The sequence below is a fragment of the Caulobacter sp. KR2-114 genome, from assembly GCF_049446115.1.
Classification (GTDB): Bacteria; Pseudomonadota; Alphaproteobacteria; order Caulobacterales; family Caulobacteraceae; genus Acaudatibacter.
In genome coordinates, this window is record NZ_JBMSEC010000003.1 from 542,463 (window position 1) to 558,348 (window position 15,886).

A 15,886-nucleotide genomic window follows, 5' to 3' on the forward strand; every position below is an offset into this window, starting at 1 on the left:
GGCCGCCGCAAGGCGCGCCGGCCCTTCGCCTTCTCCACCCGCCAGACATCACCCCCGTCAGGGCTTCATCAGCCGATCATCAGGCCGCCGTCCTGTCGGCGAACGGCGATATCGCGTCCTTTCCGGCCCCCGGCGCAACCCCGCGCCGGTTCGATCCGGAAGGACCTCCCCATGCATGCCAAGTCCCTGATCGCGGGCGCGATCGTCCTCGCCGTCCTGCCGTTCGCCGCCGCGCGCGCCGGCGCCATCGGTCCGGAGATCGAGACCAACGACAACGTCATGGTCCGCGTCTCCGTCGCCGACCTGAACCTCGACACCACCGCCGGCGCCCGCACCGCCCTGCACCGCCTGACGGTGGCCGCGCGCGAGGTCTGCAGCCCCGAACCCGCCGTCACCGAGCTGGTGCGCTGGGACCGCTACAAGACCTGCGTCAGGGGCAAGGTGGACCAGGCGGTGGCCGAGCTCGGCGCCCCCGGCGTGGCCGCCCTCACCCGACGCGCGCCGCCCTCGCCGAGTCTTGCGCAGGCGCGGCCCTGAGCGGGGTAGCGACCAATGCTGACACGGCGCGATGGCGGGCCGCGGCCTGCCCCCCTATGTAGCAACCCAGGCAGAGTTCGCGGCGGCGTCGTTCCATGCACACCTTCGAGAGTATGCTCGCCGGTCGGGATATCCCGCCGGCGAGCGATGAATCACCACCCGATCCCCGGACGGACCTGGTCCCGTCCGCGGCCCCGCCCGGCCTCGCCGGCGCGGGGCTCGCGCCGGTGGTCCTGGGCGAAGCAACGCCCGTGCGCCTGGGCCCGCTCAAGGTGGAGCCGGCCTTGCGCGTGGTGACCCATGACGACGGCCGCGAGGTGCTGCTCGAGCCCCGGGTCATGCAGGTGCTGGTGACCCTGATCCGCGCCGGCGGCCAGGTGGTCTCGCGCGAGCAGATCTTCGCCGCCTGCTGGCCCGGCGTGGTGGTGGGCGAGGACGCCCTGAACCGGGCGATGAGCCGGCTGCGGCGCCTCGCCGACGGCTTTGGGGGCTTCGAGATCGTCACCGTCACCAAGGTCGGCTACCGGCTGGTCCCGTGCGAGGTCGCCGAGATGCTGGCGGCGACGCTGGAGCCGGCGCGGTACGAACCGCCGCCGCGCCTGTCGGTGTGCGTGCTGCCGTTCGCCAATATGAGCGAGGATCCGCAGCAGGCGTACTTCAGCGACGGCATCACCGAGGACATCATCACCGACCTGTCCAAGGTCTCGTCCCTGTTCGTGGTGGCGCGCACCACCGCCTTCGGCCTGCGCTCGGCCGACCCGCGCGAGGCCGCGCAGCGGCTGTGCGTCGGCCACGTGGTCACCGGCAGCGTGCGCAAGGCCGGCGGTCGGGTGCGGATCACCGCCGAGCTGATCGACGTGGCCAGCGGCGGCCAGGTCTGGGCCGAGCGCTACGACCGCGACCTGCACGACATCTTCGCCCTGCAGGACGAGATCTCCGAGGCCATCGTCGCGGCGCTGAAGCTGCAGCTGCTGCCCGAGGAGAAGCAGGCGATCGAGACGCGCGGCACCGTCAGCCTGGAGGCCTACAACCTGTACCTGATGGCGCGGCGCTACTATGTGAACGGTCGCGACGCCGAGGTGTCGGAGCTGCGCCGGATCGTGCGCCTGTGCGTGCGCGCCACCGAGATCGACCCCAGGTTCGCCCGCGCCTGGGCGCTGATGGCCTGGGGCCAGAACGCCCTGCACTATATCCACGGCCTGGGCGGCGAGGGCGGGCTGAAGGCGGCGCAGCGGGCGCTGGCGCTGGACCCCAAGCTGGCGGCGGCGCACGCCATCGTCGCGCGGTACATGTGGCAGGAGGGCCGCGACGCCGAGGCCCGGGCCTGGGCCGAGCTGGCGATCGAGCTGGAACCCGACGCCTGGGAGGCCAATGCCGAGGCCGGGCGCGTGGCCTATCTGCAGCGCCGCTTCGAGGACGCCGCGCGGCACTATGAGCGCTCCAGCCAGCTGGGCGATCCGGCGGTGAACTGCGCCGGCATGCTGATGTCCTGCTACCGCGCCCTGGGCGACACCGAGGGCCTGCGCCGCACCGCGCGAATGACCCTGGCGCGGGCGGAGTGGTGGCTTTCGCGCAACGACAGCCATGGTCCGGCGCTCAGCGCCGGGGTGCTGGCGCTGTCGGCGCTGGGCGAGGTGGAGCGCACCCGCGAATGGATCGAGCGGGCGCTGCTGATCGACCCCGACAACCAGACCATGCGCCACAACTTCGCCTGCGCGGCGGTCACCCAGCTGGGCGATCCCGACTATGCCGTCGAGCTGCTGGCCCCCGTGCTGGCGGCCACCTCGGCGGTGAAGCTGAAGTACGTGATGAGCGACGTCGACCTGGACGGCCTGCGTGGCCATCCCCGCTACGAGCGGCTGCTGGCGGACCTGCAGGCGCGCCTGCAGAGCGAGGCCTGCGAGGCGGCGATGCTCACTCAGGACTGATGCGGAAACCGCGGCGCGCCGGCTGACGGCGGGGCGTTCCAGGCCAGCGCCGCCTTGGAGTCCATGGTCGCCTTGAAGGCGGTCCTGAACTTGGCCATCTCCTGCGGCGTGCCGACGGAGACCCGGACGGCGTTGGGCCAGATCGGCCAGGTGCGGCCGATCCAGACCCCCTTTGCGCGCATGGCGGCGATCACCGCCTTTCCATCCAGGCCGGTGTCGATCATGAAGCAGTTGGTCTGCGGGTCGCCGATCACCCGGTAGCCGGACGCCTTCAGCCACGCCAGGGTGTCGCGCCGGGTGTCGCCGATCAGCTTCTTGCGCGTGGGCACAAGGTCCGCGTCGTTGAGCGAGGCCAGGGCCGCGGTCGAGCCGGTGACCGGCATGGCGTTCTGGCCGAACGGCTGCAACCGGGCCAGCAGATCCGGCCGGGCGACGGCGAAGCCGCAGCGGATGCCGGCCATGCCGTAGATCTTGGAGAAGGTGCGCAGGACGATCAGGTCCTTGCCGGCCGCGACCTGGTCCAGCACGTCCTCGGCGTCGGACAGATGGATGTAGGCCTCGTCCACCAGCAGGATCGACCCCGCCGGCTTGTGCTCCAGCGCCCAGAGGATGTCCTCGCGCCGGGTGATGGTGCCCGTGGGGTTGTTGGGATTGCAGATATAGATCACGCCGGCCTTGGGGTCGGCGGCGACCAGCGCCTTGACGTCGTGGCCGTAGTCGGCGGCCAGCGCCACCTTGCGCACCGGCGCCTTGGTGGTCATGGCCGCGTACATCGGCGCCTCGTACGAGGGGTCGGCGGTGACCAGCGCCCGCTCAGGCGAGGTGAAGGCCAGCACCGAATAGTGCAGCGGCTCCGACGAGCCGGCGTAGACCGCCACGTGGTCCTGCGGCAGGCCGTGCTGGGCGGCGAAGGTCGCCGCCAGCTTGTCGGTCTCGCCCAGCAGGTCGTAGCGCCCGCCCAGCGGCGCGATCCTGGCGATCGCCTCGCAGGCGGCGGGCGACGGGCCGAGGGGATTTTCGTTGGCGTTGATCAGCACCGCGTCGGGGGGCGGCGTATTCGGCGACTGGCCGTGCAGGGCCATGCCTGAGGGCGGCGATGTGGTGGCGGCAGTCGCGGCCCGCGCCAGGGTGGCCTCGCCGACGATCGGCGCCGCGGCGGCCAGGGCGGCGAAGCCCAGGAAGCCCCGGCGGGCCAGCAGCGAAGACGGGGTCTGATCGGCAGGGTCGGACATCGGCGCTCTCCATCCGCGGATGGATCAGCTTCACCGCCCGCGACCGGCGCAGGCAAGCCGAGTGGCCGGCCGCGGGCGGCGGCGCGGCGACGGCGCCCACCATCGGGTCACGATGGGCGCCGCCTGCACAGGCCGGCGCCTGCGATCAGGGCGCGCCCAGCGGCGTGATCGCGTCGGCGACCTGGGCCAGATAGTCCTGCTTGCCGATCGCCGCCCCCTCGTGGCGCAGGATGTCGTAGGCCGTCACCAGGTGGAAATAGAAGTGCGGCAGGCCCCAGTCGCGCAGCAGCCGCTCGCCGCTGAAGCGGAACTCCATCTGCGGGTTCAGCGGCAGGCGGATGTCGCGATCCTCGGCGCCGGCGAAGCCGGAGGCCGGGGCCGCCTCGACCGCCGAGACCGTGCGGGCGATCAGCGCCTGGAGCCGGGCCAGGCTGGCCAGGTCCTGCGCCTCCGTGGGCGGGCTCGGCGGTCGGCCGGTGAGCCTGGCGACCGTGTCGGCGGCGTGGCGGCAGGCGAGCTCAACCTGCTGCGCCAGGTCGTACATGTCCGGCGCCAGGCGGGCGGCGGTCAGGGCGTCCGGATCGGCGCGGCCGGCCGCCGCCTTGTCGATCCAGGTGGAGAGGTTGCGCAGCATCGGGGCGAAGGTCCCGACGGCGAGGCGATGGATGTCCCGGCTCATGGCGCGCCCCTCAACCCCAGACCGGCCTGACTTCGACCGCCCCATGGCCGGCGGCCGGGCAGCGCGCCGCCCAGTCCAGCGCGGCGGCCTCGTCGGCGGCCTCGATCAGGTAGTAGCCGCCGACCACCTCCTTGGTCTCGGCGAACGGGCCGTCCAGCACCTGGCGCCGGCCGTCCTTGACCCGGACCGTGTGGGCGGATGCGACGGGCTGCAGCCGGCCGCTGGCGAGCATGGCGCCGCTGTCGGCGAGCGCCTGGTTGTAGGCCCCGTAGGCCCCCATGGCGGCTTCCTGTTCGCCGGGCGTCAGCCGGCCCCAGCCGGCTTCCTCGACATAGAGCATCAGCAGGTATTGCATCTTGGGCTCCTTTGCGGCCGGGTTGGCCGACCTCAGGACGCGGGTCGTCGCGGCGATCCTACATCCGAATTTCGTCTCGCTTCCGGAGCCTGGATGCGCCGCGTCGTGCTGCTGATCGCCTCGCTGCTGGCCGCCCTGTGGGCCACGCCGCTGTCCGCCGCCCCGGCCTGCCGCAAGGCGACGTTCGAGGGCGACGGCTTCGTGGTCTGCCGCTACGACCCCGCGCACGACATCCTGCGCCTGGCGGCGCGGGGCCCGACGGGGCCGCTGGACAGCCTGCAGGGTCTGAGGGCGTTTCTAGGCGGCGATGCCGCCCGGGTGCGCTTCGCCCTCAACGGCGGCATGTACCAGCCCGACCAGTCGCCGGTGGGCCTCTACGTCGCCGGGGGCCGGACCGAGGCGGCGCTGAACCGCGCGGCGGGAACGGGCAACTTCTTCCTCAAGCCCAACGGCGTGTTCTGGACCGGCGCCGACGGCGCGCCGCACGTGGACGAGTCCGAAGCCTTCGCCGCCGCCGCGCCGGCGGCGCAGTGGGCCACCCAGTCCGGGCCGCTGCTGGTCTCGCGGGGCGTGCTGCACCCGGCGATCGCCCCCAACGGGACCTCGCTGACCGTGCGCGACGCGGTCGGGGTCAAGGGCCGCCTGGCGCTGTTCGTGGTCAGCGACGGACCGGTGTCGTTCGGCCGCCTGGCGCGGTTCGTGCGCGACGGCCTGGGCTGCCCGGACGTCCTCTACCTCGACGGCCACGTGGCCAGTCTGTGGTCGCCGACACTGAAGCGGCAGGACGGCCGCACCGGCCTGGGGACCTTCGTGGTCGTGCTGCGCAGGGGACGCTAGGGCGCGTCCCTGCCCCTCCGCCGCGCTCTAGCGAATCTTCAGCACCAGGATCACCAGCAGGGCCGACACCCCCAGGTGTAGCAGCATGAAGCGCACCAGCACCTGGGTGTTCGACCAGCCCAGCTCCTTGCGGCAATGGTCGTGCAGCGGAAATCGGATCTTCGACAGGATGCGCAGGCCGAAGAACCGCGCCAGCGCCACCTTTACCAGCCCCGTGGCGCCGTTCAGCAGGATCACCGAGCCGACCAGCAGCAGGAACAGCGGATTGTTGGTGGCCACCACCAGCATGCCGATCAGAAGCCCCAGAGGGCGCGAGCCGGCGTCGCCCATCAGCACCTGGCTGGGCGCGGCGTTGTACCAGAGGTAGCCCGCCACGCAGCCGACCATGATGAAGGCCATGATCGCCCAGGACGCGCCCTCGCGGTTGACCGGGATGTCGAAGTGGCGGGCGACGGTGTCGTTGCCGATCACCGTGAACAGCAGTCCCCCCAGGATCATGATCGCCGTCGCTGTCAGGCTGCCGGACACCCCGTCGACCCCGTCCGAGCAGTTGGTGGCGTTGATCGACACCCAGATGACGCCGGTGGCCAGGGGAATGGCGATCCAGGGCGGCAGGGTGATCGCGCCCTTCCAGCCCGGCAGCCATATGGTCGCCGGCAGGGTCCCGTAGATCACCGCCGCCACGCCCAGCGCGATGGCGAAGTCCATCACCGCCAGCTGGTACTCGCTGAAGCCGCCGCGCCGGTCGTCGAAGTAGCCGACGATCATCGCCGCGACCATGAACGGCAGGGTCCACAGGCAGCGCGCGTCGATCGGCACGAACAGCAGCGACGCCAGGCAGAAGATCGAGACGAAGATCAGCCCGGCGCTGAGCGGCTTGCCGACGCTCATCTCGGCGTTCACCGCGAAGGCCCGCCCGCGGTCGCGGGGCAGCCGGTCCCACAGCTTCGGCAGCACGATCCAGGTGGTCAGGGCGCTGGCGGCGAAGCCGATCGCCGCCAGGAAGAAGAAGGAGTTCAGCAGCCGCAGCGGCCCCCACAGGCCGCCCAGGTGAATGGATATCCAGCTCAGCACAGGCGCGACTCGTTCTTGAAGACCCCGGAAACCCCCTTCTAGCAAGCGACGTGGCCGGAGAAAGGCCGCCGCCGCGCGGCGCGCCGCCGGCGACACCAAACTGTCACGCAAGCTTCCTAGGGTCGCGGCCGGCTGACCTTGGGGCGGGTTCGCGAGTCGCCTCGCCGCGTTCCGAATAGGCCGCCACCCGCCGCGCCAGTCCCAGGATGCTTCCGCCCATGCGTCGTCTGCAACGGTTCCGCCTGTTCGCGGCGGTGCTGCCGGTGGTGCTGCTGCTGATCGGCCTGAAGGTGCTGGCGCACCAGTTCCACCTCGAATTCCTGGCGCTCGACGGCCTGATCCCGAGCCTCGTGGCGGGGGCCATCTTCCTGATCGGCTTCCTGCTGAGCCACGTGCTGTCCGACTACAAGGAAGCCGAACGCACGGTCAGCGAGATGCGGGTGTCCCTGGAGGCGATCCATGGCGACATCGCCGGCTTCGCGGCCACCGCCCCGCAGGTGGACATCGCCGCCGTCCGCCTGCAGCTGGCCGACTTCGTCGCGGTGTTCGAGCGCTGCCTGGACCATGCCAACCGCAGCGGCGACATGACCGAGGTGATCCTCCGGGCGGACGCGATGGGCGAGCTGTTCGTGGCGCTCGAACGCCAGCAGATGTCCGAGCGCTATCTGGTCCGTCTGCGCGGCGCGCTGGACGCCCTGCGGCGCAGCGTGTTCCGCATCGCCTATATCCAGCACATGCAGTTCGTGCCCTCGGTGCACGTGATGGTGCAGACCCTGGTGGCCTCGTGCCTGTTCGTGATGCTGTTCCTGAGGACCGCCGTGGTGCTGGAAGGCGCCCTGGTGCTGGGCTTCGTCGGCTACATGTTCATCTATGCGATCTTCCTGGTGCGCCACCTGGAAAAGCCGTTCCGCAAGGGCGAGCACACCGTCGACGACGTGTCGATCTTCCTGCTGCGCCAGTTCGCCGCCAAGATGCGCGCCCTGGCCGAAGGCGAACCGGCCTCACACGCGCGCCACCCACACGCCCACCAGGGCGGCGGCGGAGACGAACACCAGGAAGCCGTTCATGCCCAGCAGCCAGGCCTCGGGCAGCCGGCGGGCGTCGGGGGCGGGTGAGGCGTAGCCCGGCGTCAGCTCGCGCCACACCGCCGCACAGAAGCAGAACGCGCCGAACACGATCAGCACCGAGCCGGTCAGGCCGCCGAACCAGCCGGGCAGCACTTTGGCGAACAGCGCCCGCGCCCCGACCCCGCTGGCCAGCGCCGCGAGACCCGTGCGCACCCAGGCCGCATAGGTGCGCTCGGCCGCCAGGAGGGTTCGATCGACCGCCAGCACCGTGCGCCGGTCGGCGCTGTCCTCCACCGACCCGGCGGCCTGCGACAGCGCGCGCGAACTGGCGGCCACGACCTGGGCCTGGTGATTCAGGGACTCGTCCGGTGAAGTGGGATCGGTCATCGGCGGCTCCGCATCGTCCTGTTCAGCCCAGCATGGCCCGCCCAACATAGCGCGCGACGCCGGGCCGGATTGAGGAAACTCGCGACGCCTTTCGATCTAGGGCGGTCCGCCCGACCGGCGGCCCTTCAGCTCGCCGATATAGTCCTGCACCACCAGTTCCACGTCCTCGCCGGCCGCCTCGGCCTTGAACGCCAGGGTTTCGGCCATCTCGATCGCCGCCGAACGCGAGGTTCCGCTGTGGATCGGCGCTCCGTCGCGGAAGACGGTCCACTCGGCGTCCTTCAAGGTCACTGCGAACTGCACCATGGGCCCAGCCTCCCAGCCCGCCGCGGCGCGCCGCCCGCCATCCGGGACCGCCGCCTACGGAGGAACGAAGCAGACCGGTCAAGGTTGCGCGCCAGCCTCCAGCAACGCCCAACCGCAGGAACGTCCAAGCCCGGCGGCCCGGCCTGAGCCCAAAGTCCGGGCACGGCTGACACCTGCGCCCGCCAGGCGTAGCTTCGGCCATCAGTCCGGCGACCGGGCGTCGCGGGGCCTTGTGGCAGGAGGGCGTGGCCATGCTCAGCGTGACGGTGAACGGACAGGCGCACGAGGTCGACGCGCCGCCGGACATGCCCCTGCTGTGGGTGCTGCGCGATCTGCTGCACATGACCGGCACCAAGTTCGGCTGCGGCATCGCCCAGTGCGGCGCCTGCACCGTGCACGTGGACGGCGCAGCGCTGCGCTCGTGCATGCTGCCGGTGGGCGCGGTGGCCGGCAAGCAGATCACCACCATCGAGGCGGTCGGACAGACGCCGAACGGCGCCAAGGTGCAGAAGGCCTGGCTGGATCTCGAGGTGATCCAGTGCGGCTATTGCCAGTCCGGCCAGATCATGTCGGCCACGGCGCTGCTCAACACCATCCCGGCTCCCGACGACGCCGACATCGACGCCGCCATGTCCGGCAACATCTGTCGCTGCGGCACCTATGTGCGCATCCGCGAGGCCATCAAGGCCGCGGCCAAGGCCGTCTGAGGAAGGACGAAGCCATGCGCCTGTTCCCCGACAACGAGACCTCGTTCCGCCCCTCGCGGCGCGCCCTGCTGCAGGTCGGCGCCGTGGCCGGCGGCGGCCTGCTGGTGGGCTTCCTGGCCCCGGTCGGCAAGGCGGCCGGCCCGGGGACGGGCTTTGCGCCGAACGCCTTCATCCGCATCGACACCGGCGGCAAGGTGACCCTGGTGATGCCCCAGGTGGAGATGGGCCAGGGGGTCTACACCTCGATCTCGATGATCCTCGCCGAGGAGATGGACGCCGACTGGTCGAAGGTGACCTGGGAGCACGCCCCGCCCAGCGACGCCCTCTACGCCAACCCGATGTTCGGCCTGCAGGTGACGGGCAACTCCAACTCGGTCCGCGCCTTCTGGACGCCGCTGCGCAAGGCCGGCGCCGCCACCCGCGCCATGCTGGTCCAGGCGGCCGCGTTGGGCTGGAGCGTGGACCCGGCCAGTTGCCGGACCGAAGCCGGCCAGGTGATCCATGACGCCAGCGGGCGCAAGGCGGACTACGGCTCGCTGACCGGCCGGGCCTCCGGCCTGAAGCCGCCGGCCGATCCGCCACTGAAGGATCCCAAGGCGTTCCGACTGATCGGCAAGCCGCTGAAGCGGCTGGACACCGCCGACAAGGTGAACGGCGCCGCGCAGTACGGCCTCGACGCCCTGCCGCCCGGGGTGAAGGTGGCCACCCTGGCGCACGCCCCGGTGATGGGCGCCAAGGTGGCGCACGTGGACGACAGCCAGGCCAAGAGCGTCCCCGGCTACCGGCAGACCGTGGTGCTGGACGACCTCGTCGCCGTGGTCGGCGACCACATGTGGGCGGCCAAGCAGGGCCTCGCCGCCTGCGCCATCACCTGGACCGACGCGCCGAACGCGCGCGTGGACACCGCCCAGGTCGAGGCGGCCCTGGTGCATGCCTCGAACACCCGCAAGGGCGCCGTGCCCAAGTCGATCGGCGACGTGGACAAGGCGCTGGGCAGCGGCGACGTGATCTCCGTCGAGTACCACGTGCCGTTCCTGGCGCACGCGGCTATGGAGCCGATGAACGCCACGGCGCACGTCACCCCCACCTCGTGCGAGGTGTGGACCGGCACCCAGGTGATGAGCCGCTGCCAGGCGGTGGCGGCGCAGATCACCGGCCTGCCGCTGGACAAGGTGATCGTGCACAACGCCCTGCTGGGCGGCGGCTTCGGCCGGCGCCTGGAGACCGATCCCGTGGAAAAGGCCGTGCGGGTGGCCCAGCACGTCGACGGTCCGGTCAAGCTGGTATGGACGCGCGAGGAGGACATCCAGCACGACGTCTATCGGCCGATGTGGTTCGACCGGATGAGCGCGCGCCTGACCGGCGACGGCAAGATCGACGCCTGGAGGCACGTGATCACAGGCTCTTCGGTGCTGTCGCGCTGGCTGCCCCCGGCGGTGAAGAACGACATGGACTTCGACGCCTACGACAGCGCCGCGGACATGCCGTACGACATCCCCAACCTTCACGTGGAATTCATCCGCGAGGAGCCGCCCGCGGTGACCACCGGCTTTTGGCGCGGGGTCGGCCCGGCGCACAACGTGTTCGTCATCGAGAGCTTCATCGACGAACTGGCGCACAAGGCCGGCAAGGACCCGGTCGCCTTCCGCCGGGCCATGCTGGACAAGGACCCGCGGCTGATGGCGGCGCTGGACCTGGCGGCGCAGAAGTCCGGCTGGGGCAATGCCCTGCCCAGCCGCGTGGGTCGCGGCGTCGCCGTGCAGGTCTCGTTCGCCTCCAAGATCGCCACGGTGGTCGAGGCCGAGGTGGACCACGACGGCGAGGTCAAGCTGCGCAAGGTGACCTGCGCCGTCGACACCGGCACCGCCGTGAACCCCGACACCATCGTCGCCCAGCTGCAGGGCGGGATCATCTTTGGCATGACCGCCGCCCTCTACGGCGAGGTCACCATCGAGGGCGGCCGCGTGCAGCAGAGCAACTTCCACGACTACCGCATGCTGCGCATGGACGAGGTCCCGCCGATCGAGGTGCACGTCATCCAGAGTGGCGAGGCGCCCGGCGGCATCGGTGAGACCGGCGCCGTGGCCGGCCAGCCGTCGCTGGCCAACGCCCTGTTCGCCGCCACCGGCAAGCGCCTGAGGCGTCTGCCCGTCGACCGCGACATCCTGGCAGGGAGGAAGGACGCATGAAGCCCTGGCGCATCCTGCTGGTGATCATCGCCCTGGGCGCCGTGATCGGCGCCGGGGTGGCGGCCTGGTTCATCACCGCCTCGCGGCCCCTGGCCTTCGCCGGACACGGCGTCGACCTGGCCGCCTATCACGGCCCCTCGCCCACCGGCGCGCCGGCGGACTTCGCCAGCGCCGATCCGATCGCCCGCGGCCAGTACCTGGCCCAGGCCGCCGACTGCGCCGCCTGCCACACGGCCAAGGGCGGGGCGCCCTATGCCGGCGGCACGGCTTTCCACCTGCCGTTCGGCACGCTCTGGGGGCCGAACATCACCGCCGACAAGGCCACCGGCATCGGCGGCTGGACCGACGCCCAGTTCATCCGGGCCGTGCGCCAAGGCATCGACGATCAGGGCCAGCGCCTCTATCCGGCGATGCCCTACGCCGCCTTCAGCCAGATGACCGACGCCGACGTGCTGGCGATCAAGGCCTATCTGTTCAGCCTGCCGCCGGTCGCCCACGAGACGCCGCCGGACACGCTGAAGTTCCCGTTCAACCAGCGCTGGCTGATGGCGATCTGGGGGGCGATGTTCAACCCCGACAAGCGCTTCGAGCCGCGGCCGGAGCGCAGCCCCGAGTGGAACCGCGGCGCCTACCTGGCCGAGGCCATGGCGCACTGCGGCGACTGCCACACCCCGCGCACCCTGGCGCAGTCGCTGGACAACCGGCGCAAGTTCGCCGGCGCCGTGGCGGCCGGCTGGATGGCCTACAACATCACCCCGCACCGCCTCTCGGGGGTCGGCGCCTGGAGCGACGCCGAGCTGGCGCAATACCTCTCCGCCGGCCACGCCGACGGCCGCGGCGCGGCCAACGGCCCGATGGGCGAGGCCGTGGACCTCAGCCTCAGCCACCTGACCCCGTCGGACATCAAGGCCCTGGTCGCCTACGTCCGCTCGGTGCCGGCGACCTCGTCGGGCAATCTGCCGCCGCCGAAGCTGGACCCCGCCCCGGCGCTGCCCAAGCAAGGCGTCGCGGACGGCTTCGACCCCCGCGGCAAGCGCATCTTCGAGGGGGCCTGCGCCAGCTGCCACGCCTGGACCGGAATCGGATCGCTGAACCCCTACGCGACCCTGACCGGCGTCCGCGCGGTGAACGACAGCACCGCGACGAACGTCGCCGCCATCGTCCTGGCCGGCGCCCAGCGGCGCACGCCAACAGGGACCAGCCTGATGCCCGGCTTCGGCCACATCCTGTCCGACGCCGAGGTCGCCGCCGTGGCCAACTACGTCACCGCCCGCTTCGGCGCCAAGGGCTCCAGCATCACCGCCAAGCAGGTCGCCGACCTGCGCAAGGGCGCGAGCTGAAGGGGCCTCTTCAACCCGACTGTCATCCCGGAAAGCCGCGCCAGCGGCTTATCCGGGACCGCCGGAAACGCTGAAAGGCGAAGGCCGTAGCGGGCGCCGGCGCCTGTTGCGGTCCCGGATATCCGCTTCGCGGATTCCGGGATGACAGATTGTGTACGGGCGCTGCTGGAACACGGCGAAGCTGAAATCGTCCAAGGCGTGGGCCGAAAGACTGCCTAGCCTGTCGCCTGTCCCTATCGGAGCGTTCCCATGCCTTCCCCCGACCATCCGCAGATCTGGATCGCCAGCGGCGTGCGCACGCCCTTCGCCAAGGTCGACGGCAAGCTGGCCGGGTTCGACGCCATCCAGCTCTCCGTGCCGCTGGCCAAGCACATGGTCGGGCTGCTGGACGGCGCCCTGCCCGACCTGGCGGTGTGGGGGGCGGTGGTCCCCAGCCTGATGTGGAGCAACAGCGCCCGCGAGGTGCTGATGGACGCCGGCGTCGGGGCCACAGTCCCGGCCTGGAGCACCATCATGGCGTGCTCGACCTCGATGGTGGGCGCCTTCGAGGCGGCCGGCATGCTGGATGGCCAGGGCCGCAACCTGGCCCTGGTGGGCGGGGTGGATTCCATGAGCCGCATCCAGCTTGGCCTCAGCCAGCCGCTGTCGGACTGGGTGCGCAAGCTGCAGAACGCCCGCTCGCTGGGCGACCGCATCTCGCATATCTCGGACCTGAAGCTCAGCGACGTGCGCCTGTGGATCCCGGGCGTGGTCAACCGCACCAGCGGCCTGTCCATGGGCGAGCACACCGAGATCACGGCCAAGGAATGGGGCATCACCCGCGCCGAGCAGGACGCCCTGGCCCTGCAGAGCCATCAGCGCGCCGTCGCGGCGCAGGATCGCGGCTTCTTCGACGACCTGATCCTGCCCGTGGGCGACTTTGCCAAGGACGCCATCCCGCGCCGCGACTCCAGCCTGGAGAAGCTGGCCCGCCTGCCGCCGGCGTTCGACAAGACCAGCGGTCAGGGCACCCTGACGGCGGGCTCGTCGACGCCGCTGACCGACGGGGCGGCGGCGATCTGGGTCGCCACCGAAGCCGGCCTCGCCAAGCTGCCGGCGTCGACGCCGCGGGTGAAGCTGGTGGACTACGAGGTGGCCGCGGTGGACTTCCGGGTCGAGGGCCTGCTGATGGCGCCGGCCTTCGCCATCCCCCGGCTGCTGCGCCGCCATGGCCTGAAGTACGACGACATCACCCTGTGGGAGATCCACGAGGCGTTCTCGGCGCAGGTGGCGTTCCACATGAAGGCGCTGGAGGACGAGACCTTCCTGCGCGAGCGGGCCGGGGTCGAGCCGGACTTCGGCCCCTTCCCGCGCGACCGTATCAATCCCAACGGCGGCAGCGTCGCCATCGGCCACCCCTTCGGCGCCACCGGCGCCCGGATCCTCAGCCAGGCGGTCAAGGAGCTGGCGGCCATGCCGGCCGGGACCCGCGCCATCGTCAGCATCTGCGCCGACGGCGGCCAAGGCACCGTGGCCCTGCTGGAGGCCGGCTGACGACCGAACGGGACCGCCCCGAAAACAAGCCGTAGCGTCCGCGCCGCAAAATCGCCCTTGCCGCGCGGTGAGCGAGGCCTATGACCGCGACCGTGACCCGCGACCTCGCCCGAGCGCCGACCAGGGGCCTCGCCCGCGCCGCCACCCTGGGCCTCTCCGTCGCCCTGGCCGGCGCCTGCCTGTTCGCCTTCGTCGGCCTCAACGCGGAGGGTTACTGGACCGACGAGCTGTTCACCCTGTTCCTGGTCAACCACCACGGCGGGCTGGCCGAGGTCTGGCGGCGGGCGCTGACCGACACCCATCCGCCGCTGTACTATTTCCTGCTGTACGGCTGGGGCCAGGCGTTCGGCCTTTCCGAGCGCTCGCTGCGGGCCCTGAGCGCGATCTTCTGCGTCGGGGCGGTGCTGGTGTTCGCCGGCGGGACGCGCCGCACCTTCAGCCTGAACGCACGCCTGTTCGCCGCCGCCTGCGGGGCGGCCTCGCCGTTCTGGTTCATCCAGTCGCAGAACGTGCGCAACTACGCCCTGTGCCTGCTGATCTCGGCGGCGCTCGCCACGCTGGCGATCCAGGCCAGGGTCGCGGTCCGCGCCGGCGGTCGAACGCCGCTCTGGATCCTGGTCGGGCTCGTTCTGCTGGGCGCGGCCGGGGCCTTCAGCCACTTCTACGCCTTCCTGGCGACCGGCATCCTGTTCGCCTTCCTGATCCTCACCCTGAACGACTGGCGCCTGCGCCTCGGCCTGGTGGTCGGCGGCCTGGCCATCCTCGCCGGCGAGCTTGCCTATATGCGGGTGCTGCTGCACGCCACGCAGCAGAACACCCACGACATGTGGTTCCGCGCCGACGCCGGCTTCTTCGCCGCCGAGACCTTCGGCGCCCTGAAGGGCCTGCTGGCGCCGGCCGCGCTGATCGGCGTCCTCGCCCTCGCCGCCGCCGCCTTCTGGCCCCGGCGCGAGCGGGCGATCACCCGCCTGTCGCCCGACGCCGGCTGGTCGGTGTGGCTGGGCGCGGCGATGGTCGGCGGCGTCATCGTGGCCGGCATCGCCATATCGCTGCTGTTCGCCCCCTCGTACTCGAACATGAACCTGCTGATCGCCGGCCCGTACGCGTGGCCGGCGCTGGCGGCGCTGGCGGACCTGGGCGCCGGCCGGGCGACCGGACGCTGGCGCGGGCTGGCGCTGGCGGTCCCCCCGGCCGCCCTGGTCCTGCAGCTGGTCAGCCAGGCCGAACGCTGGGCGCCGCGCGGCGAGCCCTGGCGCGAGACCGCCGCCCTGGTGCTGCAGCAAGACGCCTGCGCCGGCCAGCCGATCCCGGTGCTGCTGCCGGCGCGGTTCGGCCCGCCGACGCCGTTCTTCCGCACCCTGGCGCGGCATGACTTCTACGGCTTCTATTTCCGCGGTCAGGACCAGCGCCTGGCGGTCTACCGCGAGGCCGAGCTGGTCGATCCCGCGCAGAACCCGACCCTGAAGCCGCGCGTCGCCGGCCCCGGCTGCCCCGTCGTGGCCTGGGCGGTGCACGACATCAACCGCCCGCAGGCCCAGGCCCTGGCGGACCGCCTGGCCCTCGCGGGCGGCGCCCGGCCCGGCGCCGTCCGCCCAGTGGTGTTCGAGACCTGGCGCCCCGTCTGGGGCTACGCCAAGCGCATCCAGGCCGGCTTCGTGTTCCTGCGGACGGACGCGCGGTAGGCCTCAGGCAAATTTCACTGTCATCCCGGAAAG

15 protein-coding genes are annotated in these 15,886 nt (G+C 71.6%); 9 read left to right on the forward strand and 6 right to left on the reverse strand.

The window, feature by feature from the left end; translation table 11 throughout:
* The first annotated feature begins 171 nt into the window (after positions 1–171).
* Entirely contained in the window at positions 172–537 is a 366-nt protein-coding gene (locus tag ACO2Q3_RS14885; protein ID WP_423307799.1) for a UrcA family protein, read from the forward strand.
* A gap of 251 nt (positions 538–788) precedes the next feature.
* On the forward strand, positions 789–2,465 hold the full coding sequence (locus ACO2Q3_RS14890) for a winged helix-turn-helix domain-containing protein (RefSeq protein WP_423307801.1): 1,677 nt from the start codon (positions 789–791) through the stop codon (positions 2,463–2,465).
* Here ACO2Q3_RS14890 and ACO2Q3_RS14895 read toward each other — a convergent pair.
* The 3 genes from ACO2Q3_RS14895 to ACO2Q3_RS14905 all read right to left on the reverse strand — a co-directional run bounded on the left by ACO2Q3_RS14895 (position 2,456) and on the right by ACO2Q3_RS14905 (position 4,731).
* Positions 2,456–3,697, reverse strand: a complete 1,242-nt coding sequence (locus ACO2Q3_RS14895) for a pyridoxal phosphate-dependent aminotransferase (RefSeq protein ID WP_423307803.1) — start codon at positions 3,695–3,697, stop codon at positions 2,456–2,458. The two genes, ACO2Q3_RS14890 and ACO2Q3_RS14895, sit on opposite strands and share 10 nt — an antisense overlap.
* Positions 3,698–3,842: 145 nt before the next feature.
* The gene (locus ACO2Q3_RS14900) at positions 3,843–4,376 is read right to left on the reverse strand and encodes a DUF1993 domain-containing protein (RefSeq protein ID WP_423307805.1); all 534 of its coding nucleotides are present in this window, start codon (positions 4,374–4,376) and stop codon (positions 3,843–3,845) included.
* Between the two features lie 10 nt (positions 4,377–4,386).
* On the reverse strand, positions 4,387–4,731 hold the full coding sequence (locus ACO2Q3_RS14905) for a YciI family protein (protein ID WP_423307807.1): 345 nt from the start codon (positions 4,729–4,731) through the stop codon (positions 4,387–4,389).
* Positions 4,732–4,824: 93 nt separating this feature from the next.
* Between ACO2Q3_RS14905 and ACO2Q3_RS14910 the strand changes: the two genes are divergently transcribed.
* On the forward strand, positions 4,825–5,568 hold the full coding sequence (locus ACO2Q3_RS14910) for a phosphodiester glycosidase family protein (RefSeq protein ID WP_423307809.1): 744 nt from the start codon (positions 4,825–4,827) through the stop codon (positions 5,566–5,568).
* Between the two features lie 27 nt (positions 5,569–5,595).
* On the opposite strand, the gene ACO2Q3_RS14915 is transcribed toward ACO2Q3_RS14910, so the two are convergent.
* Complete coding sequence (locus ACO2Q3_RS14915) at positions 5,596–6,642, reverse strand: hypothetical protein (RefSeq protein WP_423307811.1); 1,047 nt, start codon at positions 6,640–6,642, stop codon at positions 5,596–5,598.
* A gap of 218 nt (positions 6,643–6,860) precedes the next feature.
* Here ACO2Q3_RS14915 and ACO2Q3_RS14920 point away from each other — a divergent pair, with 218 nt between their 5' ends.
* Entirely contained in the window at positions 6,861–7,757 is an 897-nt protein-coding gene (locus tag ACO2Q3_RS14920) for a hypothetical protein (RefSeq protein WP_423307813.1), read from the forward strand.
* Here ACO2Q3_RS14920 and ACO2Q3_RS14925 read toward each other — a convergent pair.
* Positions 7,644–8,096, reverse strand: a complete 453-nt coding sequence (locus ACO2Q3_RS14925; protein WP_423307815.1) for a YidH family protein — start codon at positions 8,094–8,096, stop codon at positions 7,644–7,646. The two genes, ACO2Q3_RS14920 and ACO2Q3_RS14925, sit on opposite strands and share 114 nt — an antisense overlap.
* Before the next feature lie 96 nt (positions 8,097–8,192).
* The gene (locus tag ACO2Q3_RS14930) at positions 8,193–8,402 is read right to left on the reverse strand and encodes a hypothetical protein (RefSeq protein WP_423307817.1); all 210 of its coding nucleotides are present in this window, start codon (positions 8,400–8,402) and stop codon (positions 8,193–8,195) included.
* 251 nt (positions 8,403–8,653) lie between these two features.
* Here ACO2Q3_RS14930 and ACO2Q3_RS14935 point away from each other — a divergent pair, with 251 nt between their 5' ends.
* The 5 genes from ACO2Q3_RS14935 (at position 8,654) to ACO2Q3_RS14955 (ending at position 15,853) form a co-directional block, all read left to right on the forward strand.
* On the forward strand, positions 8,654–9,109 hold the full coding sequence (locus ACO2Q3_RS14935; RefSeq protein WP_423308015.1) for a (2Fe-2S)-binding protein: 456 nt from the start codon (positions 8,654–8,656) through the stop codon (positions 9,107–9,109).
* Positions 9,110–9,123: 14 nt separating this feature from the next.
* Positions 9,124–11,298, forward strand: coding sequence for a molybdopterin cofactor-binding domain-containing protein (locus ACO2Q3_RS14940; RefSeq protein ID WP_423307819.1), 2,175 nt, complete (start codon positions 9,124–9,126; stop codon positions 11,296–11,298).
* Positions 11,295–12,638 (forward strand): cytochrome c, encoded by a 1,344-nt coding sequence (locus ACO2Q3_RS14945; RefSeq protein ID WP_423307821.1) that lies wholly within the window; start codon positions 11,295–11,297, stop codon positions 12,636–12,638. Before ACO2Q3_RS14940 ends, ACO2Q3_RS14945 begins: the two co-directional genes overlap by 4 nt.
* 249 nt (positions 12,639–12,887) lie before the next feature.
* Positions 12,888–14,171, forward strand: a complete 1,284-nt coding sequence (locus ACO2Q3_RS14950) for an acetyl-CoA C-acyltransferase (RefSeq protein WP_423307823.1) — start codon at positions 12,888–12,890, stop codon at positions 14,169–14,171.
* Positions 14,172–14,251: 80 nt separating this feature from the next.
* Positions 14,252–15,853, forward strand: coding sequence for a glycosyltransferase family 39 protein (locus ACO2Q3_RS14955; RefSeq protein WP_423307825.1), 1,602 nt, complete (start codon positions 14,252–14,254; stop codon positions 15,851–15,853).
* Positions 15,854–15,886 lie beyond the last annotated feature (33 nt).